Origin of the sequence: Curtobacterium herbarum (genome assembly GCF_016907335.1) — a bacterium.
GTDB classification, from domain to species: domain Bacteria; phylum Actinomycetota; class Actinomycetes; order Actinomycetales; family Microbacteriaceae; genus Curtobacterium; species Curtobacterium herbarum.
Window position 1 is genome coordinate 1,943,126 of record NZ_JAFBBT010000001.1, and the last position, 22,373, is coordinate 1,965,498.

Sequence of the window (22,373 nt, forward strand, 5' to 3'; positions counted from 1 at the left end):
CGGTCGGCCTACTCGAGGTAGTCGCGGAGCGACTGCGACCGGGACGGGTGGCGGAGCTTCGCCATCGTCTTCGACTCGATCTGGCGGATCCGCTCACGCGTGACGCCGAACGTGTCGCCGATCTGGTCGAGGGTCTTCGGCTGACCGTCGCCCAGGCCGAAGCGCATCCGGATCACGCCGGCCTCACGCTCGGAGAGGGAGTCGAGCAGGCTCTCGAGCTGCTTCTGCAGCATCGTGAAGCCCACCGCGTCGGCCGGCACGACCGCTTCGGTGTCCTCGATGAGGTCACCGAACTCGGAGTCACCGTCCTCGCCGAGCGGGGTGTGCAGGGAGATCGGCTCGCGACCGTACTTCTGGACCTCGACGACCTTCTCGGGCGTCATGTCGAGCTCGCGGGCGAGCTCTTCCGGCGTGGGCTCGCGACCGAGGTCCTGCAGCATCTGCCGCTGGACACGGGCGAGCTTGTTGATGACCTCGACCATGTGCACCGGGATGCGGATGGTGCGTGCCTGGTCCGCCATCGCGCGGGTGATGGCCTGACGGATCCACCACGTCGCGTAGGTCGAGAACTTGAAGCCCTTCGTGTAGTCGAACTTCTCGACGGCACGGATCAGGCCCAGGTTGCCTTCCTGGATGAGGTCGAGGAACTGCATCCCACGACCCGTGTAGCGCTTGGCGAGCGAGACGACCAGGCGGAGGTTCGCACCGAGCAGGTGCGACTTCGCGCGCTGACCGTCGCGGGCCACCCAGCGCAGCTCGCGCTCGGCCGGCTTGGACAGCCCGGTCGAGTGCTGCAGCTTGTCCTCGGCGAACAGGCCGGCCTCGATGCGCATCGCGAGCTCGACCTCCTGCTCGGCGTTGAGCAGGGCGACCTTGCCGATCTGCTTGAGGTAGTCCTTCACCGGGTCCGCGGTGGCACCCGTGATGGTCGTCGAGTAGACCGGCGCTTCGTCGTCGTCGGTCTGCGAGATGACCAGGGCGCCGGCGGCGACCGCAGCCGCTTCCGTCGCGGGCTTCGCGGCCGAGTCGTCGTCCGAGTCCTCGGTCGCGTCGTCGGTGGCGTCCTCGGCCGGGGTCTCGTCCTCGGCGGTCGCCTCGTCGTCCTCCGACGCGGCGGCCTTCTTGCCGCTCGCCTTCTTCGGGGCCGCCTTCTTGGGGGCGGCCTTCTTGGTGGCGGTGGTGGTCCTGGTGGCGCGCTTCTTCGGCGCGACCGTGCCCTCCGTCGTGTCCGTGGCGTCTTCCGCCACGACGCCGTCGGGCGTGGTGTCCTTCGTGGGATCGACCGTCGTGCTCCGGGCAGCCATGCGATCACCTTCCTCGTCGTGCCACGTTCCTGGGGTCGTGGCCTTCCCTCGCCACCCAGGGCCACCGCCGCGGTCCCCCACGTCGTCTGGTCCTACCGTTCCGGGCAGCACTAGGACCCATGTCAAGTCCCCCGACGCTGAACGCAGGGAACCCGAAAGGGTCCGTGGTCATTATTGCACGCGGCCGTTCCGGAAGCGTGCAACCAGTGCAACCCACAGCGGACCCACCCGTATTCCGTCCTCTGCGTGCAGCCGTGCACGCGTCCGGCGACGGGCCAGGAGCAGCATCACCACGCCGAACCCGACGACCACGTACTGCACGGTCATCGCGATCCGGAAGTTCTGCCACGCGAACGTGTCGGTGCCGGAGGCCGCCGCCAGCACGTCCAGCAGCGACCCGATCGCGAACATCATCACGAAGGCCGCCAGGAACCCGCCGACGTTGACCACGCCGTTCGCGGACCCGAGCGAGCCGACCGGGTTGAAGGAGCGCGCGAAGTCGAACCCGATCAGGGACCCCGGGCCACCGACGCCCATCGCCACGACCAGCAGGACGAGCAGCCACGTCGGCGGCTGGTCCGGCCAGAGCAGCACCGCCGTCCACACGACACCGAGCGCCGTGACGATCCCGAGCACCAGGTTCGACCGACGCATCGGGAAGCGGGCGCAGAGCAGGCCGAGGACCGGTCCGGCGACGAACCCGACGACGACGATCACGGTGAGGAAGGTCGCGGCCTCGGTCGCCGAGTAGCCCAGGCCACGGAGCATCGGCACGCCCCAGAGCAGGCTGAACACGGTGCCGGAGGACTGCGTCACGTAGTGGGACCAGAAGCCGAGCTGCGTGCCGGGTCGCCGGAGGGCGTGCCCGAAGGTGTGGAACGCGGCACCCCACGAGTGCGGGATCGGGATCGTGTCGGTGCGGACCACGACCGGCCCGGCACGGACGAACACCACCGCCAGGACCAGCCCCACGGCGCTGGCGATCGCCGCCACGCCGAACGCCGCGTCCCAGCCGACGGTGTGCAGGAGCAGGGCGAACGGGAACGCCGAGACGATCTGTCCGATCTGCCCGAGGTTGCCCGTCCACTGCGAGATCTGCGGCAGGAGCGGTCCGCTGAACCACATCGGCAGCAGGCGCATCACCGAGATGAACGTCATCGCGTCGCCGGCACCGACCAACACCCGTCCGACGATCGCCGGTCCGATCGTCGGGGACAGCGCGACGACGGCCTGACCGAGCGTCAGCAGCAGCGCACCGAGCAGCACCAGGCGCCGCGGTCCGACCCGGTCGAGGGCGATGCCCACCGGGATCTGCAGCCCCGCGTACACCGCGATCTGCACCACCGCGAGCGTGGACAGGACGGCGGCGGAGACGGCGAAGCGGTCCTGCGCGTCGACCCCGGAGACCCCGAGGGACGACCGCTGCACGACCGCCAGGACGTAGGCCAGGACGGCGACGCCCCAGACGACGAAGGCACGGCGGGAGTTCACCGGACCAGGCTACCGAGCAGCCGAGGGGCAGAGCAGGCGGCTGTCAGTCCTCGTCGGCTGCGCTGCGGCGGTCCGCCAGGAACCGCTCGAGCTCGGCGGCGATCGAGTCCGCCGTCGGGACCTGCCCGTCGGCCCCGGTGAGCGGCGAGGCGACCGGGTTGCCCTCCATGTACGTGTCGTGGCGCTGCTCGAGCGTGCCGACCAGGCGCTGCAGCTCCGCGTTGCCGGCCACCTGCTCGTCGACGCGGGCGAGGAACTCACGCCCCTCTTCGCGGAGCGCGTCCGTCGGGAAGATGAGACCGGTGGCCGCCGAGATGCCGGAGAGGGCAGCGACGGCGGCGTCCGGGAACTCGGTGTCCGACAGGTAGTGCGGCACGAGCAGCACCAGGCCGATGACCTGCTGTCCGAGCTCGGACAGACGGTGCTCGACCAGGTGCAGGACGTTCGCGGGGGCCTGGGTCTCGGGCTTCCAGACGCTCATCGACTCGACCAGGTCCGCACGCGTGCCGGAGACCGTGACGCCGATCGACCGAGTGTGCGGCACCGGCATCGGGATCGCCTGCACCCACGTCGTGTCGACGACCTGCAGGTCCTCGGCCAGGTCGATGACGGCCTGGACGAACCGGTTCCACTGGAAGTCGGGCTCGTAGCCGGAGAGGAACAGGAACGGCTGCCCGAGCTCGTCGCGCACCAGGTGCAGCGTCAGCCGGGGCGGTTCGACGGCCGTGATGTGGTCGTGCTCGAACGTGATGACCGGGCGACGGGCACGCCAGTCGAGCAGCACGTCCGGGTCGAACTCGGCCACGAGCTGCGACTCGAGCGAGCCGGTGATCGACGCCGTGATCTGCGCCACCGCCGAGCCCGCGTCCGCGAAACCCGTCAGGGCAGCGACGAGGTGCAGCCCGGCGGGCACCGTCGGGGCGGAGTCGTCGAGCAGGTAGAGGTCCTCGGGGTGGTTCATCACGCCAATGCTAGGCGGGGGCACCGACGCGACCCGGCTGGGTCGCGACGCCGACAGCGAACAGGTGCGGAGCCTCCCGGCCGGCGTCCGACGGGAGGCCCGTCCACCGCCCGTCGGTCCGCCGTCAGTAGGCTGGACGCATGGTCCGACCGACGCTCTCCACCACTTCTTCGTCCCCTTCCTCCGTCGACGCCGACGTCCTCGTCCTGGGCGTCCGCCCGGGCGCCGACGGCGCGCCGGCCACCCTCGTGCCGTCCGCGGCCGGCCCCGTCGACGGGCTCGCCGACCTCGACCTCGCCGCCGTCGGCGCGACCGGCGCGAAGGACCAGCTCGTCCGGATCCCCGGCGGATCGGCCGTCGGCGTCGCCGCCGCGGGCATCGCCCTCGTCGGGCTCGGCAGCGCCACCGGCCCGGCCGCCGTCCGCACCGCTGCCGGCAGCGCGGTCCGTCAGCTGCCGCACGTCGCCGCCATCGCCCTGGCCCTGCCCACCGAGGACGACGCGACCGTCGCCGCGGCACTCGAGGGCGCCGCGCTCGGCGCCTACTCGTTCACCCGCCACAAGGGCGCCGGCACGACCGGCCCGACCCGGGGCGACCAGCGCATCACGGTCGTCGCACCGGCCTCGGTCAACGCCGACGCCACCGTCCGCCCGGCGATCGTCGCGGACGCGGCCGCGCTGGTCCGCGACCTCGTCAACACCGCCGCCGGGGACCTGGGTCCGTCCGACGTCGCCGACGTCGCCCGCGCCCAGGCCGAGGGGCTGCCCCTCACCGTCGAGGTCCTCGACGAGACCGAACTCGCCGAGCAGGGCTTCGGCGGCATCGCCGGCGTCGGCCAGGGCTCGGTCCGGCCGCCCCGGCTCGTCGTCGTCCGCTACGAACCGGCCGGCGCGACGAAGCACCTCGCCCTCGTCGGCAAGGGCATCACGTTCGACTCCGGCGGGCTCTCGCTCAAGCCGGCGGCGTCGATGCTCGGCATGAAGACCGACATGACCGGAGCCGCCACCGTGCTCGCGGCGACCGTCGCAGCCGCACGCCTGGGCCTCGACACGAAGGTCACCGCCTGGCTCTGCCTGGCCGAGAACATGCCGTCCGGGTCCGCCATCCGTCCGGGTGACGTCCTGACGCTGAAGAACGGCAAGACCGTCGAGGTCACGAACACCGACGCCGAGGGCCGACTCGTCCTCGGTGACGGCATGGCCGCGGCGTCGCTCGAGCAGCCCGACGCGATCGTCGACATCGCCACCCTGACCGGCGCCCAGATGGTCGCCCTGGGTGACCGCACCACCGGCCTGATGGGCAGCGACGACCTCGTCGCACAAGTGCGTGCCCTCGCCGAGACCGTCGCGGAGCCGATCTGGCCGATGCCGCTGCCGGAAGAGCTCGACGGCCGTCTCAGCAGCGACGTCGCCGACATGGTCAACGCCACCGTCGGGCAGACCGCGGGCGGCATGCTGCTCGCCGCGAAGTTCCTCGAGCGCTTCGTCGGGGAGACCGCCGAGGGCACCACGATCCCGTGGGCACACCTCGACATCGCCGGCCCGTCCGAGAACCGCGGGGCCGGCTACGGCTGGCTCGGCAAGGGCGCGACCGCCGTGATGGTCCGCACCCTGGTCGCACTCGCAGAAGACCTGCAGTCCAAGTAGTAGGTTTGGTTCCGGCGGGGCCGCCGCGTCCGCGCGCGCTCCCCCGCCGGAACTGACGGGACGGGACCGGTACAGACGGTCCGACCGCCGGACGCCGCCGCGCGGTGTCCACCGGGACGGTGTCCATGAGACGAGAAGCCGCCCCCGACACGCACGAGGGAGTTGCACCAGGTGACGGAACAGACTTACGACGTCGTGGTCCTCGGTGGCGGCAGCGGCGGCTACGCCGCAGCGCTCCGAGCCGCCGAACTCGGGATGAGCGTCGCGCTCATCGAGGGCGACAAGCTCGGAGGGACCTGCCTGCACCGCGGCTGCATCCCGACGAAGGCGCTGCTGCACTCGGCCGAGATCGCCGACGGCGCCCGCGACGCGGAGAAGTACGGCGTCATCGCCGAGTTCGCCGGCGTGGACGTGCCCAAGGTCATCGAGTACCAGCAGGGCGTCATCAACTCGAAGTACAAGGGCCTGCAGGGTCTCATCAAGGCCCGCGGCATCACCGTCGTCGAGGGCTGGGGTCGTCTGACCTCGCAGAACACCGTGCAGGTCGGCGACCAGACCGTCACCGGTCGCAACGTCGTCCTGGCCACCGGCTCCTACTCGAAGTCGCTGCCCGGTCTCGAGATCGGCGGCCGGGTCATCACCTCCGAGACCGCCCTCCGCATGGACTACGTCCCGAACAAGGTCGTCATCCTCGGCGGTGGCGTCATCGGCGTCGAGTTCGCCAGCGTCTGGAAGTCGTTCGGGGCCGAGGTCACGATCGTCGAGGGCCTGCCGCACCTGATCCCGGCCGAGGACGAGTCGATGTCCAAGCAGCTCGAGCGCGCGTTCCGCAAGCGCGGCATCGAGTTCTCGCTGGGCGTCCGGTTCCAGGGCGTCGAGCAGCACGAGAACGGCGTCGTCGTGACGCTCGAGAACGGCAAGACCTACGACGGCGACGTCCTCCTGGTCGCCGTCGGTCGTGGCCCGCTGACGCAGAACGTCGGCTACGAAGAGGTCGGTGTCGCCATGGACCGCGGGTTCGTCACGACGAACGAGCGCCTCGCCACCAACCTGCCGAACGTGTACGCCGTCGGCGACATCGTCCCGGGCCTGCAGCTCGCCCACCGCGGCTTCCAGCAGGGCATGTTCGTCGCCGAGGAGATCGCCGGCCTCAACCCGGTCGTCATCTCGGACACGAACATCCCGAAGGTCACGTACTCCGACCCCGAGGTCGCCTCCGTCGGCCTGTCGCAGTCGAAGGCCGAAGAGCAGTACGGCGCCGACAAGATCGACTCGTACGAGTACAACCTGGCCGGCAACGGCAAGAGCCACATCATCGGCACGTCCGGTGCGGTCAAGGTCGTGCGCGTCATCGACGGCCCCGTCGTCGGCATCAGCATGATCGGCGCCCGCGTCGGCGAGCTCATCGCCGAGGCCCAGCTCGCCGTGAACTGGGAAGCCCACCCCGAGGACGTCGCGCCGCTCGTGCACGCCCACCCGACGCAGAGCGAAGCGCTCGGCGAAGCGCTCCTGCACCTCGCGGGCAAGCCGCTCCACGCGCTGTGAGCGGCACCGTCGTGCGCACCACGAACACCACAACCCAGAACCACGCCTGCGAGAAGGAGTCCACCCGATGAGCGAATCCGTCAACCTCCCGGCGCTCGGAGAGAGCGTCACCGAGGGTACGGTCACCCGATGGCTGAAGAACGTCGGTGACCGGATCGAGGTCGACGAGCCGCTGCTCGAGGTCTCCACCGACAAGGTCGACACCGAGATCCCGTCGCCGGTCGCCGGCGTCATCGAGGAGATCCTCGTCCAGGAGGACGAGACCGTCGAGGTCGGCACCGCCCTGGTCAAGATCGGTGACGGCTCCGGCGGCAGTGACTCGTCCGACCAGGGTGGGTCCGAGTCGACCGAGGCAGTCGCCGAGGACACCGAGCCGGAGACGGCGCCGAGCACGGAGCAGGACACCGAGGCGAAGGCCCCGGAGCCCACCGAGCCCGAGCCGACCCCTGCTGGCCAGACCCAGCCGGCAGCACCCCAGGCACCGTCGGCACCGCCCGCCGCGTCGCCGGTGCCGCAGGCAGCGCCGGTCCCGCCGCCCGCCGCGGCCCCGCCGGCAGCCGTCCCCGCCCCGGCCAAGGCCGCACCGGCTCCGGCCGCTGCCCCCGCCGCCGCAGCCCCCTCGTCGACGCCGTCGGCCGAGGTCCCGAACCCCACCGCCAACGGTGCGGCCTCCGGGTACGTCACGCCGCTCGTGCGCAAGATGGCGAACGAGCAGGGTGTCGACCTGTCGACCGTCACCGGCACCGGCGTCGGTGGACGCATCCGCAAGGAGGACGTGCTCGCCGCGGCCTCCGCTGCTGCAGCCACCCCCGCCGCACCCGCGTCCGGCTCGTCGGCTCCGGCACCGTCCGGCCCGTTCGTCGCCGAGGTCTCGCCGCTCCGCGGGACCCGCGAGAAGATGACGCGCCTGCGCAAGGTCGTCGCCGAGCGTGCGGTGCAGTCGATGACCTCGACGGCACAGCTCACCAGCGTGGTCGAGGTCGACGTGACCAAGGTCGCGCAGTTCCGCGACGCCCACAAGGCCGAGTTCCTCGAGAAGACCGGCTCGAAGCTCTCCTTCATGCCGTTCTTCGCCCTGGCGGCGTCCGAGGCGCTCAAGGCACACCCGAAGATCAACTCGACCGTGGACGGCGACGAGATCGTCTACCCGGAGTCCGAGAACGTCTCCATCGCGGTGGACACCGAGCGCGGCCTGCTCACCCCGGTGATCAAGGACGCGGCGTCACTCGACCTCGCCCAGTTCTCGAAGTCGATCGCCGACCTGGCCGAGCGCACCCGCAACAACCAGCTCAAGCCCGACGAGCTCGCCGGTGGCACGTTCACGCTGACCAACACCGGTTCGCGCGGCGCGCTGTTCGACACCCCGGTGGTCTTCCTGCCGCAGTCGGCGATCCTCGGCACGGGCATCGTGACGAAGCGCCCGGCGGTCGTGAAGGTCGACGGACAGGAAGCGATCGCGATCCGCTCGTTCGTCTACCTGGCGCTGTCCTACGACCACCGCATCATCGACGGCGCGGACGCGTCCCGGTACCTGGTGGCCGTGAAGAACCGTCTGGAAGAGGGCAACTTCGCCCCCAACCTGGGCTACTGAGCCCGCGGCTCCTGGTCATCCGGGAGCTGACCAGTCCGACGGCGGCCCCGTCTCCCCCGGTGGGAGGCGGGGCCGCCGTCGTTCCCGCAGGCGGCGGTCACCCCGCGCCCCACGAGCCGGCGACGACGACCCCGATGACGACGACGAGTCCGGTGACCAGGCCGCGCACGCCGATCCGGTGCGACCCGATCAGCAGGCCCGAGCGCAGGAGTTCACGGCCTGCCTCGAGGAGGCGTCCGAGCGCCGAGTCCGACGCACCCGGCGCCGCGCTCCGTGGAGGCGGGCCACCGCCCGAGGACGTGCCACCACCGGCGTCCAGGGCGAACGTGAACGTCATGGGCGGTGGGTCCCACCGCACCGGCCGCGGCGGCGCAGCCGCACGGATCCGACGCTCGAGCGCCAGCAGTGCCGCTCCGCCGTCCCGACGGGCATCCGTGCACGCCTGGTCGATGGCGTTCCGGCAGGTCTCGCGGGGATCCACCCGGTCCCAGACAGCCCGGACGGCGAGGACCAGCGCCTCGGTCCCCGGCACCAGGCCCGGACCGATCCGATCGGTGGTGCCGGGTGGACGGTCGACCAGGACGACGGCCCCGGCGTCGTCCACCAGGACGTCGTCCACCCCGGCACGACCGAGCAGGACAGCGCCCGCATCGGCGAGCCGTGCGAGCTCGAGCAGCGGGAGCGTCAGTGTGACGGCGACGCCCACCGTCGGCGCTCCGATGCGGTCCAGCGCCGCGGGCAGCGGCAGCCCTGCCGGTGCCGACGCCCGGGCGACGAGGGCACCGGTCTCGTCGCGCCCGACCTCGGCGACCCCGACCAGGTGGTCGTGCGTCACGGTGCTCCGGTCGGCGAGCCACGTGGCGAAGGCGTCGGCGGGCTCCGGTGCTCGCCAGCAGAGGTCGATCTGTTCCCAAGGTTCCATGGTGACCAGCGTGGCGGGCGGAGGGCGGGCCTCCCGGCCGGAACGGCGATCTGTGGAGAACTCCTGTTCGCCCACAGCCTGGCGACGAGCGGTCCCCGAACGGCGTGCCAGGCCGTATCCTTGTCGGCATGGCACGCAGCAGTTCCTCCAGAACCCCGGCGAAGGAGCCCGGTCGTCTCAAGCAGATGTACCAGGTCTTCACCATGACCCGTCGGGCCGACCCCAGTTCCGTCTGGTGGTTCGCCCTCGCGTTCCTCGGGCCGGTCGTGGTCGGCGTCCTCGCGGCGCTGCTCATCCCGGGTCAGAACTGGCTCGCGATCACGCTCTGGATCATCGCCGGCGTGATGCTCGGTGTGCTGCTCTTCCTGATCGTGCTCAGCCGTCTCGCCGAGCGTGCCGCGTACTCGCAGATCGAAGGCCAGCCCGGCGCCGTCGGTGCCGTCCTGTCGAACTCACTGCGTCGGCAGTGGCGCTCCAGCGAGATGCCCGTCGCCGTCCACGGTCGGTCGCAGGCGGCCGTCTACCGTGCCGTCGGGAACCCGGGCGTCGTCCTGATCACCGAGGGCCCGGTCACGAACCTCACCCGTCAGGTCGAGGAAGAGCGTCGCAAGGTCGCACGTATCGTGCCGAACGTCCCGATCCACGTCGTCAACGTCGGGGACGCGGACGGCCAGGTCACGCTCCACAAGCTGCCGCGTGCGATGAACAAGTACAAGAAGGCGCTGAACCGCACCGAGGTCCTGGCGGTCTCGAACCGTCTCGACTCCCTCACCCACGGTCCGGCTGCGGCGATCCCGAAGGGCATCGACCCGACGCGGGTCCGTGCCGGTCGCCCGCGCTGACACTGCGCACTCGCTGACGCGGCGCCCTCGGCCCCTTGCGGGTCGGGGGCGTCGTGCTGTGCGGGGCGGGCGGCAGCGCTGTGCCGGGGCGGATGTGGCGGTGGCACTCGAAGTCGCAGGAGATGCCGCCAGCCGAGAACCGGAGCGGCAGGTCGTGCGACCTCGGCGGAGGGGTCGCGGCACGTCGTACGACCTCGGCGGCTGCACGCGGGCCGACCGGGCCGACGAGGGCACGGGGCCGGTCAGGCCTCGGTACCGACCAGGCTTCAGCGCCGGACGAGCACCGTCCCGGCGACCGCGTCGTGCAGCGGCCGCCCGTCCTTCGCGTGGATGAGCACGGGGACGACGATGCAGAGCAGGACCGTGCGGACGACCGGCCGCCACACCCCGACGTAGCCGCCGCGAACCGGCACCACCCGGAGTCCGACGCAGACGTGCCCGAAGGACCCGGACAGCAGTGCGATGAACACGATCTGCAGTACGGCGAAGATCCCGAGCGTCACGAAGTTGCCCGCCGCACCGTAGGTCCCGAACGCCAGGGACAGCAGCGATGCCAGTGCCCAGTCGATGACGAGGCCCAGGAACCGGCGTCCGAAGGAGCCCATGCTGCGGGGTCCGGACTCCGGCAGCCCGAGGACCTTGCCCGGCCACTCGGTGCGCCCGGAACCGGCAGCGGGCGAGGAGGGCAGAGTGGAGCGGGCCATGTCCCCAGCGTAGGCGCTCCCCCGGCACGTAACACGCTGGAAACAAACCAGTCACGTCCGGGAAACTCCGTGTCAATACCCTCGTCGGAGGGTGCCTCCTGGTTCCCTCGACACCACCCAACCCCACAGGAGACCGACTCGTATGTTCAGCGATTCCTCCGAGGTGCTTGCCTTCATCAAGGACACGGACGTCAAGTTCCTCGACATCCGGTTCACGGACCTCCCCGGGGTCCAGCAGCACTTCAACATCCCCGCATCAACGGTCGACGAGGACTTCTTCGCCGTCGGTCAGCTCTTCGACGGCTCCTCGATCCGCGGCTTCGCGTCGATCCACGAGTCGGACATGCAGCTCATCCCCGACGTGACGACGGCCTACGTGGACCCGTTCCGTGCGGAGCGCACGCTGATCATGGTGTTCGACATCTACAACCCGCGCAACGGCGAGATCTACGGCCGTGACCCGCGTCAGGTCGCCAAGAAGGCCGAGAAGTACCTCGCCTCCACCGGCATCGCGGACACGGCGTTCTTCGCCCCCGAGGCCGAGTTCTACATCTTCGACGACGTCCGCTACTCGGTGACGCAGAACGAGTCGTTCTTCTCGGTCGACTCCGAAGAGGGCGCCTGGAACTCCGGACGCGAAGAAGAGGGCGGCAACCTCGCCAACAAGACGCCGTACAAGGGTGGCTACTTCCCGGTGTCGCCGGTCGACAAGACCGCCGACCTCCGCGACGACATCTCCCTCAAGCTGATCGACGCGGGCCTCGAGCTCGAGCGTGCGCACCACGAGGTGGGCACCGGCGGCCAGCAGGAGATCAACTACAAGTTCGACACGCTGGTCCACGCGGCGGACGACATCCTGAAGTTCAAGTACATCGTGAAGAACACGGCCGAGCAGTGGGGCAAGGTCGCGACCTTCATGCCGAAGCCGCTCTTCGGTGACAACGGCTCGGGCATGCACACCCACCAGTCGCTGTGGTCCGACGGCAGCCCGCTGTTCTACGACGAGAACGGCTACGGCGGCCTGTCCGACCTGGCCCGCTGGTACATCGGTGGCCTGCTCAAGCACGCCCCGGCGGTCCTGGCCTTCACCAACCCGACGATCAACTCGTACCACCGTCTGATCCCGGGCTTCGAAGCACCCGTCAACCTGGTCTACTCGGCGGGCAACCGGTCGGCTTCGATCCGCATCCCGATCACCGGCACGAACCCGAAGGCCAAGCGCATCGAGTTCCGCGCGCCCGACGCCTCCGGCAACCCGTACCTGGCGTTCGCCGTCCAGCTGATGGCGGGCCTCGACGGCATCCAGAACCGCATCGAGCCGCACGAGCCGGTCGACAAGGACCTCTACGAGCTCCCCCCGGAGGAGGCGAAGAACATCCCGCAGGTGCCGGCCTCGCTCGGTGCTGCGCTGGACGCACTCGAGGCGGACCACGAGTTCCTCCTCAAGGGCAACGTCTTCACCGAGGACCTGATCCAGACCTGGATCGACTACAAGCGCGAGAAGGAGATCCTCCCGATGGCGCAGCGCCCGCACCCGTTCGAGTACGAGCTGTACTTCGGCGTCTGACGCTCCACGCACCACCGCGAAGGGCCCCGCACCGTCAGGTGCGGGGCCCTTCCGCGTGCCCGCGGCCGGCGGCCGGCCGGCGCGGCCGAGCCTCGGCTGGGCGGACACCCTGCGGCAAGCGGACGGCGCAGCGTGTCCGCCAGGCCGAGGCTCGGCGCACGCACGGCGGGCCGGCGGACGCACGGCGACGGCCGGGAGGCCCGGTGCCAGCCCGTCGGACCGGCACCGGGCCTCCCGGCCGTCACCGCCACTGCGGCGGCGAGCCTCGGCTGCGCGGACATCCTGCGGCACACGAACGGCGCAGCGTGTCCGCCAGGCCGAGGCTCGGCCACGGGCGGCGCGGCCGCGCGCGGCGTGGCCGCGCGCGGCGCGCGGCGCGCGGCGCGCGGCGCGCGTCAGCGGATGGTGGCCAGGGCGTCGAGCGTGCCGGCGGCGACGCTCACGGGAGCGCCCGTGACCGGGGTCGGCCGGCCCAGGGAACGGACCGTCCAGCCCGCCGCGACCCAGCGCCCGATCGGCAGGCAGTTGCGCGCGTCGATGACGACACGCTGGCCGACGACGGCGCCGAGGGCGACCGGATCGGCCTCGACGACGTCGTGCCACTCGGTGAGGACGAGGACGAGGTCGGCGCCCTCGATCGCCTCGGTCATCGACGCGGCGTACGTGAGGGTCGGGAACGAGCGGCGGGCGGTCTCCATCGCCTCCGGGTCCCAGAGCGTGACCTGGGCACCGCGGAGGTGCAGTGCGGCGGCGACGTTGAGCGCGGGCGAGTCGCGGACGTCGTCGGTGAGGGGCTTGAACGCCGCCCCGACGACGGCGATGCGGCGGTTGAGGACCGATCCCCCGGCGGACTCGATCGCCATGTCGATGACCCGCTGGCGCTGGCCCATGTTGATCTCGTCGACCTGCTGCATGAGCCCGACCACCCGGCCGGCACCGATCTCGTTCGCGCGGTGCATCAGCGCACGGATGTCCTTCGGCAGGCAGCCCCCGCCGAAGCCGAGCCCGGCGTTCAGGAACTTCCGGCCGATGCGGGCGTCGTGGCCCAGGGCGTCGGCGAGCGTCGTCACGTCCGCACCGGCGATCGCACACATCTCGGAGATCGCGTTGATGAACGAGATCTTCGTGGCGAGGAACGCGTTCGCGCTGACCTTGACGAGCTCGGCGGTGGCGAGGTCCGTCGTGATGACCGGGGTGCCCTCGCTGATGGGTGCGGCGTAGACCTCCCGGATCACGGCGTCGGCGGCCTCGGACGCACCACCCCAGACCAGACGGTCCGGGTGCAGGGTGTCCTCGACGGCCTTGCCCTCGCGGAGGAACTCCGGGTTCCAGATCAGCTCCGCGTCGATGCCGGCGGGCGTGAACTCGCTGACGATGCCGCGGAGCCGGGCCGCGGTGCCGACGGGTACGGTCGACTTGCCGACGATGAGGCCCGGGTGGGTGAGGTTCTCGGCGACACCGCGGGTGGCGCTCTCGACGTACGCGAGGTTCGCGGCGTGCGAGCCGGCCTTCTGGGGTGTGCCGACGCACACGAAGTGGACGTCGGCAGCAGCGACGGCGGACGCGATGTCCGAGGTGAAGCGGAGCGCGCCGCTGGCCACGTGCTTCGTGATGAGCTCGGGCAGGCCGGGCTCGAAGAACGGGACCTCGCCGGCGGACAGCGCAGCGAGCTTCGCGGGGTCGACGTCCACGCCGATGGTCTCGAAGCCCATCTCGGCCATGGCGGCCGCGTGCGTGGCACCGAGGTACCCGGTGCCGATGACGCTGATGACGGGTGCGGGTCGGGTGTCGGCGGACTTCTTCGATGCGGTCACTTCTTGACCTCCTGCAGGTCGTAGTCGGTGTCGGTGCGGGCGATGCCGGCAGCGAACGCCGCCAGGCTGTCGGCACGGGAGTTGAGTCGCCAGTCGTTCGTGGTGCGGGCACCGTCGACGACCGTGGTGGCGGTCTCGCTGAAGTACGCGAACCCGATGACGTCCGAGTTGGCGGGGTCGGCGAGGGCGTCGAACAGCGAGTCGATCCACTGCGACTTCTGCCCGTTCGACACGGCGGCACCGGTCTCGGTCGCGCCGATCTCGCTGAGCAGGATGTGCTTGCCGGGTGCGACCTGCCGGATCTGCTCGAGCGTGCGACCGAAGGTGGTGGCGAAGGTCGGGGTCTCCTCGGCCTTGCGGTAGTACCCGCTCATGCCGACCCAGTCGACGTAGTCCGCGCCCGGGTAGTACGCCCGCATGTAGTCGACGGTCTGGTACTTCGCGTTCCCCAGGGCGTCGATGCGGGTCGGCGACCAGTTCCAGATGACGTAGTCGTTCGCACCCTCGCGCTGGAACACGTCGTGCACGTGCTTCCACATCGCCACGTACGAGCCCGGTGCGTTCTTCTGGTCGGTGCCGTCGGACCAGTTGTACCAACTGCCGTTCATCTCGTGGTCGAGACGGATCACGACGGGCTGCCCGTTCGCCTTGAGGGCGTCGGCGTACTTCGTCAGGTAGTCGTCGAACGCGCCACCGGTGATGTCGGCGTTCGAGTACCCGGCGACGAACGGCTGGTCGTTGCCGGTCGTGGCCGGCCGGGTCTCCCACGTGAGCATCGGGATGCGACCGTTGTTCCACGACCGCTGCACGGCGCCGACGTTGAAGTCCTGGTCGAATCCCTGGAAGTAGCCGACCATGTTCGTCGCCTTGCCGACCTGCCGTGACACCTCGTCGTACTCGGCCCAGTTGAAGGGCGACTGCGCGGTGTACAGGCCGTACCAGCGGGACTGCTGGGCGAGGACCTCGGCCTTGGTCGGGACGTCGACCGGGGTGCCGGGGTCCGGGTCGGTCGAGGGACCACCGTTGCCGGGCGCGACGGTCGGGCCACCGCCCTGACCGGAGCCGCCGGAGGTGGAGCCGGCCGCCTTGCCCGCCGTGACCGTCGTGCCGGAGGAGGACGAGCCTCCCGAACCGGACCCGGCCCCGTGGCCGGAGCCGTGCGCCGACGCTGCGGAGCGGGCGTGCCCGAGCTGCGACCGCAGGTCCGCGATCTGCGCCTTGAGCTGGGTGACCTGGTCACCGCGTGAGCCGGACTGCGCCGTGGTGCTCTGCAGCTTCCCCTCGAGCTTCCAGATCCGCTGCTGCGCGGCCGCGAGCTTCGCCTGCATGGCGTCGACGTCGGCCGACGGCTCCTGCTTGGTCGGGACGCCGAGCGCCCGGTTGACCGCGGTGGAGACCGGTCCGGAGGGCGAGATCCAGATGGACCAGGTGATGAGGGCGAGGACGGCGACGATGGCCGCCATGCCGAGCGCGGTGCGCTTGGCGTGCTTGGTGGAGGGTGCCCACCAGGCGGACGAGGGGCGGTCGAGATCAGACAATGAGGAACGCCTCCAGAGCGAAGACCGCGATCCCGATGAGGTAGGGGATCGCTGCGTACGGGTTGAGTCGGCGGCGTGCGGGCTTCGCCGCACGCTGCGGGGCACGGTCGGTCGCGGTGGCGACATCACGGCGGGTGGCGAGCACGGTCGAGGTGGAGGCCGTGGTCGCGTCCGGTCCGAACAGTTCGTCGAACGCGCGGTCGACGTCGGCCTGGTCGGCCGGTCGGCCGGTCGGGGACGTCAGTGCACGGTCCACCGGGCTCATCGGCACGGTCGCGCCGGTGAGCTGCGGCTGCGCCGGGTCCTCCTCCATCGGTCCACCGGCGTACGCGCCGGCCCGGGTCCCCCAGCCGCTGGCGTGGGCCAGGCGGAAGAAGCCGATGAGCCGGATCGGCATGAGGAAGAACGTCGACACGATGATGAACATCGGCAGCCGGAAGAAGTCGGAGGGCTTCTCGGCCAGGTGCCGCATCTGACGGATCGCCATGCTCAGCACGCTGGAGACCACCATGAGTCCGGCCACGTAGACGAAGCCGGTGGAGAAGCCGTACTGGTGCAGGATCCCCTGGTAGAGGTTCTGCCCCTGCCCGGTGAGCGCCCGGTAGATCCAGCCCGCGATCACGCCGAAGAGCATGAACGGCAGGATGATGTCGGTCACGAAGAACATCGCCAGGATCGGCGCGTGGCCGAGCATCCAGGGCAGCATCCGCAGCGTGTTGTACTGCGAGCCGCGGGCCCAGCGGAGCTGCTGCTTGAACAGCTTCTTCACCTGCAGCGGAGCGTCCGTGTACACGAGCGACGTGTACTGGTAGACGGTCCGGTAGCCCTCCTTGAGCGTCAGGTTCGTCAGGGTCCGGTCGTCGGACACCTCGAGGAAGACGCCCATGAACTTCTCGTGCATGAACTTGTCCATGACGCGCATGAGGATGTTCCGGCGGAACGCGATCGTGCGCCCGGGCAGGCAGCCGATCTGGCCGAGGACGCTCTGCGCGGGCATCGAGTACAGCGCGCGGGAGTTCTCCAGCCAGTCCGCCCAGCGGGTGATCCAGGAGCGCTCGGGCTCGAGGATGCGCTGCCGGGTGGTGACACCGCCGACGGACTCGTCGGCGAACGGGCGGAGCAGCTCCTCGAGCGCGCCGGGCGTCCAGACGGTGTCGGAGTCGACGAGCACGGTGATGTCGCCGTTCGACATCTCGGTGCCGACCTTGACGGCGTTGCGCTTGCCGGGGATCGGCGTGTGGGTCCAGCGGACGAGGGGGGCGAACTCGTCGCAGACCGCCTCGAGCGCCTCGTTCCGGGCGCCGTTGATGACGACGATGATCTCGCCCGGACGCTGCTCGACCATGCGGCCGATCACGTCACGGAACAGGTCGAGCGGCTCGTCCACGACGGGCACGACGACACTCGTCGTCCCGGTGTACGTGCCGGTGAAGGGGCGGTACCGGGCGGAGAGGACGACCTTGAGCAGCCAGAGCAACCAGATCACCAGTGAGTACACGGTGAACAGGTAGAACTCGGGGTGGCCGTCGACCATCTGGCGGATCTGGAGGATGAAGGTGAACATCGATCCCTGCTTCAACGTTCGGGGAGATTCCGCGCCATCGGGAAATCGGGGTCGGTTCGGGTGCCTTCATTCAGGCAGATCGCAGGCAGGCACTGCAACGTGTCCCTCGTGTGGGGGTGGTCGGCACACCGAGCGGGGTACAGATCGGTCCGCCGGATGTCGGACATCCCCGTGTCCTCACTGGTGCTGACAGCAGTTCCGTGGACCGGTCCCACGGCGAGCAGCGGTCGATCAGACCCCGCCACCGACCGGGAGGCCCGTCACCGGTCCGCCGGTAATCCCCGGTCAGCAGGCAGTTCCGTTCGGTGATGAGCATGCGCGCGAGCGGCACCCGGGACGTGTTCCGAAAGGCTGGTCACAGCCTGGCAACGGTTCCGCGTCGGAATCGACCGGGGTACGGGCCTGGCGGCAACGGGGTACGGCTCGACGGCGGCGGAAAATGTCTTCGACGACTCTTCACCTTGGTGCGGAACGCGCTGCCTCGGGCGTGTCGCACGTCCAGCGGATCCGCTCGGACCGACGCTCAGGCGCCGTAGAACTCGCGTTCGAACACCTGGCGGGCACGGCGTGTCACCGCGAGGTAGTCCTCCTCGAGCTGCGACGCCGACCCCGGCGGGTACTCGAGCAGCCGGGCGATGCCCTCGAGCTGCGTCCGTTCGACCGGCAGCACGTCCGTCGTCCGGCCCGACCAGAGCACCAGCGCGCTGCGGGTCCGGGACGCGAACCGCCACGCGGCCGCCAGGCGTTCGGCGTCCTCCGGGGCGACCCAGCCGGCGTCCGTCGCGGCCTGCAGCGCCTCGAGCGTCGAGGTCGTCCGGAGCGCCGGCTGTGCCCGGCCGTGCTGGAGCTGCAGGAGCTGCACGAACCACTCCACGTCGCTCAACGAGCCGCGTCCGAGCTTCAGGTGGCGGGCGGGATCGGCGCCGCGGGGCAGCCGTTCGGACTCCACCCGGGCCTTGATGCGCCGGACCTCGCGCACCTCCCGGTCCTCGATCGCGGCGGGGTACCGGGTGCGGTCGGCCAGGTGTTCGAAGTCGCGGAGCAGCTGCTCGTCCCCCACGGCACCGCGGGCACGGAGGAGCGCCTGGGCCTCCCACGTGAGCGACCAGCGGGCGTAGTACGCCGCGTACGAGTCGAACGAGCGCACCACCGGGCCGTTCTTGCCCTCGGGACGCAGGTCGATGTCGAGGTCGAACGGGTACATGGCGTCCTCGGTCAGCCGGTTCAGCTCGCGCACGACGACCTGTGACGCCCGGGACGCGACGTCGTTCGGCACCGTCGAGGACCGGTAGACGAACAGGACGTCCGCGTCCGAACCGAACCCGAGCTCACGCCCGCCGTACCGTCCCATCGCGACGACGCCGAACTCCAGGCCCTCCGGCGCGTCCCGCCGGGCCAGGTCGAGCGCGCCGCTCAGGGTCGCCTCGGTGACGTCGGTGAGCGCCGGACCGAGGCCGTCGACGTCCAGGTGGCCGAGCACGGCGGCCATGCCGAGCCGGAGCGTCTCCCGCCGCCGGACCCCGCGGAGGAGCGAGGCCGCGGTGTCCACGGCGTCCCCGTGCCGCGCGGTCGTCGCACCGGTCTCGGCCAGCAGTGCCGGCAGCGGTCGGGGCCTGAGGAGCGTCTCCGGCTCGTCGAGCCAGGCCACGGCCTCCGGGAAGCGTTCGAGCAGCCCGGACAGGAACGCCGACTCGCTCAGGACGGTCGTCAGGCTGTGGGCGGCACCCGAGGAGTCGCGGAGCATCCGGAGGAACCAGCTCGACTCCCCCAGCACGTCGCTGAGCCGCCGGAAGGCCAGCAGGGCCCGGTCCGGAGCGGGCCCCTCCGCCATCCACCGCAGCAGCACCGGCAGCAGGTTCCGCTGGATCGCCGCACGCCGGGTGGTGCCCTGCGTCAACGCCCGGATGTGGGTGACGGCGCCGTCCGGGTCGGCGAACCCGATGGCGGTGAGCCGGTCGCGGACCTGGTTGCTCGTCAGGACGATCTCGCCCTCGGTCGAGGCCACCGCCGCGAGCATCGGCCGGTAGAAGAGCCGCTCGTGCAGGCCCCGGACCTCGAGCTTCACCGAACGCCACCGGTCCTGCAGCGCCGACGCCGAGGACGCCAGGCGGGTCGAGCGTGCCAGGACCCGCAGTTCGTCCTCGTCGGACGGCATCAGGTGCGTGCGCTGCAGCCGCCGCAGCTGGATGTGGTGCTCGAGGACCCGCAGCAGGGCGTAGTCGGGCCCGAAGCGTGCCGCTTCCGGCCGTCCGACGTACCCGGCGCTCGCGAGCGCGTCCATCGCCTCCAACGTGGAGCGGACCCGCACCGACTCGTCGTCACGCCCGTGCACGAGCTGCAGCAGCTGCACGGTGAACTCGACGTCGCGCAGCCCGCCGGGACCGAGCTTCAGCTGCCGGTCGACCTGGGCGTCCGGGATGTGCGCGGTCACCCGCTCCCGCATCCGCTGCACGGACTCCACGAAGCCCGGGCGCTTCGACGAGTCCCACACGAAGGGGGCCACCGCGGCGACGTAGCGTTCCCCGAGGTCCGTCGAACCGGCGATCGCCCGCGCCTTGAGCAGCGCCTGGAACTCCCACCCCTTCGCCCAGCGCTCGTAGTACGCCACGTGCGACTCGAGCGTCCGGACGAGCGCGCCGTCCTTGCCCTCGGGGCGGAGGTTCGCGTCGACCTCCCACAGGGCGGGTTCGGCGGCGAGGTCCGTGATCACGTGCGTCGCCGCGATCGCCAACCGGGTCGCGATGAGCACGGCACGGTCGGTGCTGATCGCGGGTGCGTCGTCCCCGTCGGCGGGCTCGGTGGGCTCCGTCACGAAGATCACGTCGACGTCGCTGACGTAGTTGAGTTCCCGCGCGCCGGCCTTGCCCATCGCGATCACCGCGAGCGGGGTGGCGGCGACGTCCGCGGCGGGGAACGGGAGCTCACGACGCGCGACCGTCACGGCCGCGTCGAGCGCGGCCCCGGCGAGGTCGGCGAGGCCCGCGGCGACGTCCGGGAACGCCTCGGTCGGCGACGTGTGCAGGACGTCGAACAGGGCGATCTGCGCCAGGTGTCGGCGGTAGCGGACCCGCAGACGGCGACGGGCGGTCTCACCCGAGGCACCGTCGACGGCCTCGTCGAGCGACGCGGTGTACCGCTCCTGGGACCACGGCGGGGTCACCGGCTCGCGCAGCAGGGCGAGCTCGTCCGGGCGACGCTGCAGGAACTCCGCCAACCCGATCGAGGCGCCGAGCAGCCGGATCAGCCGTTCGGTCGCACCGGCGTCGGCCAGGACCGGCCGCAGCTGCTCCGGCGCCGACTCGATCAGCCGCTCGAGTGCCAGGAGCGCGCCGTCCGGGTCCGCAGTGGCGGCCCAGACCGACTCGGCGTCCGCGATCGGGACGTGCAGGTCGGACGCGGGGCGTGCCTCCAGGGCGGCGATCCGCTCCAGCGTGCCGGACAGGTCGGCGAAGCCGAGCCGCGCCAGCTGCGAACGCGAGGTCGCCGTCCTGCTGGTCATCGCGCGTGCGCTCCCGTGGGGTGTCGGACCGGAACGGTCAGAGCATGCCGAGGTTGGTGTCCAGCTCGAAGGGGGTGACCTGGTCGCGGTACCGCTTCCACTCCTGGCGCTTGTTGAGGAGCACGAAGTTGAAGACCTGCTCGCCCAGGGTCTCGGCGACGAGCTCCGAGTCCTCCATCAGCGACAGGGCGTGGTCGAGGCTGGCCGGCAGCTGGCTGTAGCCGAGTGCCTTGCGCTCCGAGTCGGACAGGCTCCAGACGTTGTCCTCGGCCTCGGCGGGGAGCTCGTAGCCCTCCTCGATGCCCTTGAGACCGGCGGCGAGCAGCAGCGAGTACGCCAGGTACGGGTTCGCGGCGGAGTCGATGCCGCGGTACTCGATCCGGGCGGACTGGCCCTTGTTCGGCTTGTACAGCGGCACGCGGACGAGCGCGGACCGGTTGTTGTGGCCCCAGGTCACGAATGACGGGGCCTCGTCGCCACCCCAGAGACGCTTGTACGAGTTGACGAACTGGTTCGTCACCGCGGTGATCTCCGGCGCGTGCTTGAGCACACCGGCGATGAACTGCTTGGCCGTCGGCGAGAGCTGGTACTCGCCGCCGGGCTCGTAGAACGCGTTCTGGTCGCCCTCGAAGAGCGACACGTGCGTGTGCATGCCGGAGCCGGGCTGGCCGGAGAGCGGCTTCGGCATGAACGTCGCGTAGACGCCCTGCTCGATCGCGACCTCCTTGACGACCGTGCGGAACGTCATGATGTTGTCCGCCATCGTCAGCGCGTCGGCGTAGCGGAGGTCGATCTCGTTCTGCCCCGGGCCGGCCTCGTGGTGGCTGAACTCCACCGAGATGCCGAGGTCCTCGAGCATCCGGACCGACCGACGACGGAAGTCGTGCGCGCTGCCGCCGGGGACGTTGTCGAAGTAACCGGCCTGGTCGACGGGCTTCGGGCCGCCGTCCTTCCAGTCGCGGTCCTTGAGCAGGTAGAACTCGATCTCGGGGTGCGTGTAGAACGTGAACCCGCGGTCGCTCGCCCGGGCCAGCGTGCGCTTCAGGACGTTGCGGGGGTCGGCCACGGCGGGCTGTCCGTCCGGGGTCGTGATGTCGCAGAACATCCGCGCGGTCGGGTCGATCTCCCCGCGCCACGGCAGGATCTGGAACGTCGAGGGGTCCGGGTGCGCGAGCACGTCGGCCTCGTACGAGCGGGTCAGGCCCTCGATCGCGGAGCCGTCGAAGCCGATGCCCTCGGCGAACGCGCCCTCCACCTCGGCCGGCGCGATGGCGACCGACTTGAGGGTGCCGATCACGTCGGTGAACCAGAGTCGGATGAACTTGATCCCGCGCTCCTCGATGGTGCGGAGCACGAAGTCCGTCTGCTTGTCCATGCACGACCTT

General features: G+C 70.8%; 15 protein-coding genes. 5 read left to right on the top strand and 10 right to left on the bottom strand.

The window, feature by feature from the left end; translation table 11 throughout:
• Nucleotides 1-8: 8 nt before the first annotated feature.
• From JOD51_RS09330 to JOD51_RS09340, 3 genes are all read right to left on the bottom strand, one after another.
• Nucleotides 9-1,304 carry an RNA polymerase sigma factor gene (locus JOD51_RS09330; RefSeq protein ID WP_204608005.1) on the bottom strand — a complete coding sequence of 432 codons (1,296 nt, stop codon included), beginning with the start codon at nucleotides 1,302-1,304 and terminating at the stop codon, nucleotides 9-11.
• A 171-nt stretch (nucleotides 1,305-1,475) separates the two neighbouring features.
• Nucleotides 1,476-2,795 carry an MFS transporter gene (locus JOD51_RS09335; protein WP_204608006.1) on the bottom strand — a complete coding sequence of 440 codons (1,320 nt, stop codon included), beginning with the start codon at nucleotides 2,793-2,795 and terminating at the stop codon, nucleotides 1,476-1,478.
• Between the two features lie 43 nt (nucleotides 2,796-2,838).
• On the bottom strand, nucleotides 2,839-3,756 hold the full coding sequence (locus tag JOD51_RS09340; RefSeq protein WP_204608007.1) for a proteasome assembly chaperone family protein: 918 nt from the start codon (nucleotides 3,754-3,756) through the stop codon (nucleotides 2,839-2,841).
• Nucleotides 3,757-3,896: 140 nt separating this feature from the next.
• Between JOD51_RS09340 and JOD51_RS09345 the strand changes: the two genes are divergently transcribed.
• The 3 genes from JOD51_RS09345 (at nucleotide 3,897) to sucB (ending at nucleotide 8,538) form a co-directional block, all read left to right on the top strand.
• On the top strand, nucleotides 3,897-5,402 hold the full coding sequence (locus tag JOD51_RS09345) for a leucyl aminopeptidase (RefSeq protein WP_204608008.1): 1,506 nt from the start codon (nucleotides 3,897-3,899) through the stop codon (nucleotides 5,400-5,402).
• Nucleotides 5,403-5,573: 171 nt separating this feature from the next.
• Nucleotides 5,574-6,947 carry a dihydrolipoyl dehydrogenase gene (gene lpdA / locus JOD51_RS09350; RefSeq protein WP_204608009.1) on the top strand — a complete coding sequence of 458 codons (1,374 nt, stop codon included), beginning with the start codon at nucleotides 5,574-5,576 and terminating at the stop codon, nucleotides 6,945-6,947.
• A 67-nt stretch (nucleotides 6,948-7,014) separates the two neighbouring features.
• Nucleotides 7,015-8,538, top strand: coding sequence for a 2-oxoglutarate dehydrogenase, E2 component, dihydrolipoamide succinyltransferase (gene sucB / locus JOD51_RS09355; RefSeq protein ID WP_204608010.1), 1,524 nt, complete (start codon nucleotides 7,015-7,017; stop codon nucleotides 8,536-8,538).
• Nucleotides 8,539-8,635: 97 nt separating this feature from the next.
• On the opposite strand, the gene JOD51_RS09360 is transcribed toward sucB, so the two are convergent.
• Complete coding sequence (locus JOD51_RS09360) at nucleotides 8,636-9,460, bottom strand: hypothetical protein (RefSeq protein WP_204608011.1); 825 nt, start codon at nucleotides 9,458-9,460, stop codon at nucleotides 8,636-8,638.
• Between the two features lie 128 nt (nucleotides 9,461-9,588).
• Between JOD51_RS09360 and JOD51_RS09365 the strand changes: the two genes are divergently transcribed.
• On the top strand, nucleotides 9,589-10,302 hold the full coding sequence (locus JOD51_RS09365) for a DUF4191 domain-containing protein (protein ID WP_204608012.1): 714 nt from the start codon (nucleotides 9,589-9,591) through the stop codon (nucleotides 10,300-10,302).
• A 266-nt stretch (nucleotides 10,303-10,568) separates the two neighbouring features.
• Here JOD51_RS09365 and JOD51_RS09370 read toward each other — a convergent pair whose 3' ends face one another.
• Nucleotides 10,569-11,006: an RDD family protein gene (locus tag JOD51_RS09370; protein ID WP_204608013.1), complete on the bottom strand. Its 438-nt coding sequence runs from the start codon at nucleotides 11,004-11,006 to the stop codon at nucleotides 10,569-10,571.
• Between the two features lie 142 nt (nucleotides 11,007-11,148).
• On the opposite strand from JOD51_RS09370, the gene glnA (JOD51_RS09375) reads away from it, so the two are divergent.
• The gene (gene glnA, locus JOD51_RS09375; protein WP_204608014.1) at nucleotides 11,149-12,573 is read left to right on the top strand and encodes a type I glutamate--ammonia ligase; all 1,425 of its coding nucleotides are present in this window, start codon (nucleotides 11,149-11,151) and stop codon (nucleotides 12,571-12,573) included.
• Nucleotides 12,574-12,968: 395 nt separating this feature from the next.
• Here glnA (JOD51_RS09375) and JOD51_RS09380 read toward each other — a convergent pair whose 3' ends face one another.
• From JOD51_RS09380 to glnA (JOD51_RS09400), 5 genes are all read right to left on the bottom strand, one after another.
• A complete protein-coding gene (locus JOD51_RS09380; RefSeq protein ID WP_204608015.1) occupies nucleotides 12,969-14,387 on the bottom strand; it encodes a UDP-glucose dehydrogenase family protein in 1,419 nt (472 codons plus the stop codon).
• Nucleotides 14,384-15,925: a glycoside hydrolase family 26 protein gene (locus JOD51_RS09385; protein ID WP_204608016.1), complete on the bottom strand. Its 1,542-nt coding sequence runs from the start codon at nucleotides 15,923-15,925 to the stop codon at nucleotides 14,384-14,386. The genes JOD51_RS09380 and JOD51_RS09385 overlap by 4 nt, the downstream gene beginning before the upstream one ends.
• A complete protein-coding gene (locus JOD51_RS09390; RefSeq protein WP_204608017.1) occupies nucleotides 15,918-17,489 on the bottom strand; it encodes a glycosyltransferase family 2 protein in 1,572 nt (523 codons plus the stop codon). Before JOD51_RS09390 ends, JOD51_RS09385 begins: the two co-directional genes overlap by 8 nt.
• 523 nt (nucleotides 17,490-18,012) lie before the next feature.
• A complete protein-coding gene (locus tag JOD51_RS09395; protein ID WP_204608018.1) occupies nucleotides 18,013-20,988 on the bottom strand; it encodes a bifunctional [glutamine synthetase] adenylyltransferase/[glutamine synthetase]-adenylyl-L-tyrosine phosphorylase in 2,976 nt (991 codons plus the stop codon).
• A gap of 37 nt (nucleotides 20,989-21,025) precedes the next feature.
• Nucleotides 21,026-22,363 (bottom strand): type I glutamate--ammonia ligase, encoded by a 1,338-nt coding sequence (glnA, locus tag JOD51_RS09400; protein WP_111073267.1) that lies wholly within the window; start codon nucleotides 22,361-22,363, stop codon nucleotides 21,026-21,028.
• Between the last annotated feature and the right edge of the window lie 10 nt (nucleotides 22,364-22,373).

Bases quoted from the DNA above. Each gene is read 5' to 3' on its own strand.
- JOD51_RS09330 (WP_204608005.1), bottom strand. From the start codon at position 1,304: ATGGCTGCCCGGAGCACGACGGTCGATCCCACGAAGGACACCACGCCC.
- JOD51_RS09340 (WP_204608007.1), bottom strand. From the start codon at position 3,756: ATGAACCACCCCGAGGACCTCTACCTGCTCGACGACTCCGCCCCGACG.
- JOD51_RS09345 (WP_204608008.1), top strand. From the start codon at position 3,897: ATGGTCCGACCGACGCTCTCCACCACTTCTTCGTCCCCTTCCTCCGTC.
- sucB (WP_204608010.1), top strand. From the start codon at position 7,015: ATGAGCGAATCCGTCAACCTCCCGGCGCTCGGAGAGAGCGTCACCGAG.
- JOD51_RS09360 (WP_204608011.1), bottom strand. From the start codon at position 9,460: ATGGAACCTTGGGAACAGATCGACCTCTGCTGGCGAGCACCGGAGCCC.
- JOD51_RS09365 (WP_204608012.1), top strand. From the start codon at position 9,589: ATGGCACGCAGCAGTTCCTCCAGAACCCCGGCGAAGGAGCCCGGTCGT.
- JOD51_RS09370 (WP_204608013.1), bottom strand. From the start codon at position 11,006: ATGGCCCGCTCCACTCTGCCCTCCTCGCCCGCTGCCGGTTCCGGGCGC.
- glnA (WP_204608014.1), top strand. From the start codon at position 11,149: ATGTTCAGCGATTCCTCCGAGGTGCTTGCCTTCATCAAGGACACGGAC.
- JOD51_RS09390 (WP_204608017.1), bottom strand. From the start codon at position 17,489: ATGTTCACCTTCATCCTCCAGATCCGCCAGATGGTCGACGGCCACCCC.
- JOD51_RS09395 (WP_204608018.1), bottom strand. From the start codon at position 20,988: ATGACCAGCAGGACGGCGACCTCGCGTTCGCAGCTGGCGCGGCTCGGC.
- glnA (WP_111073267.1), bottom strand. From the start codon at position 22,363: ATGGACAAGCAGACGGACTTCGTGCTCCGCACCATCGAGGAGCGCGGG.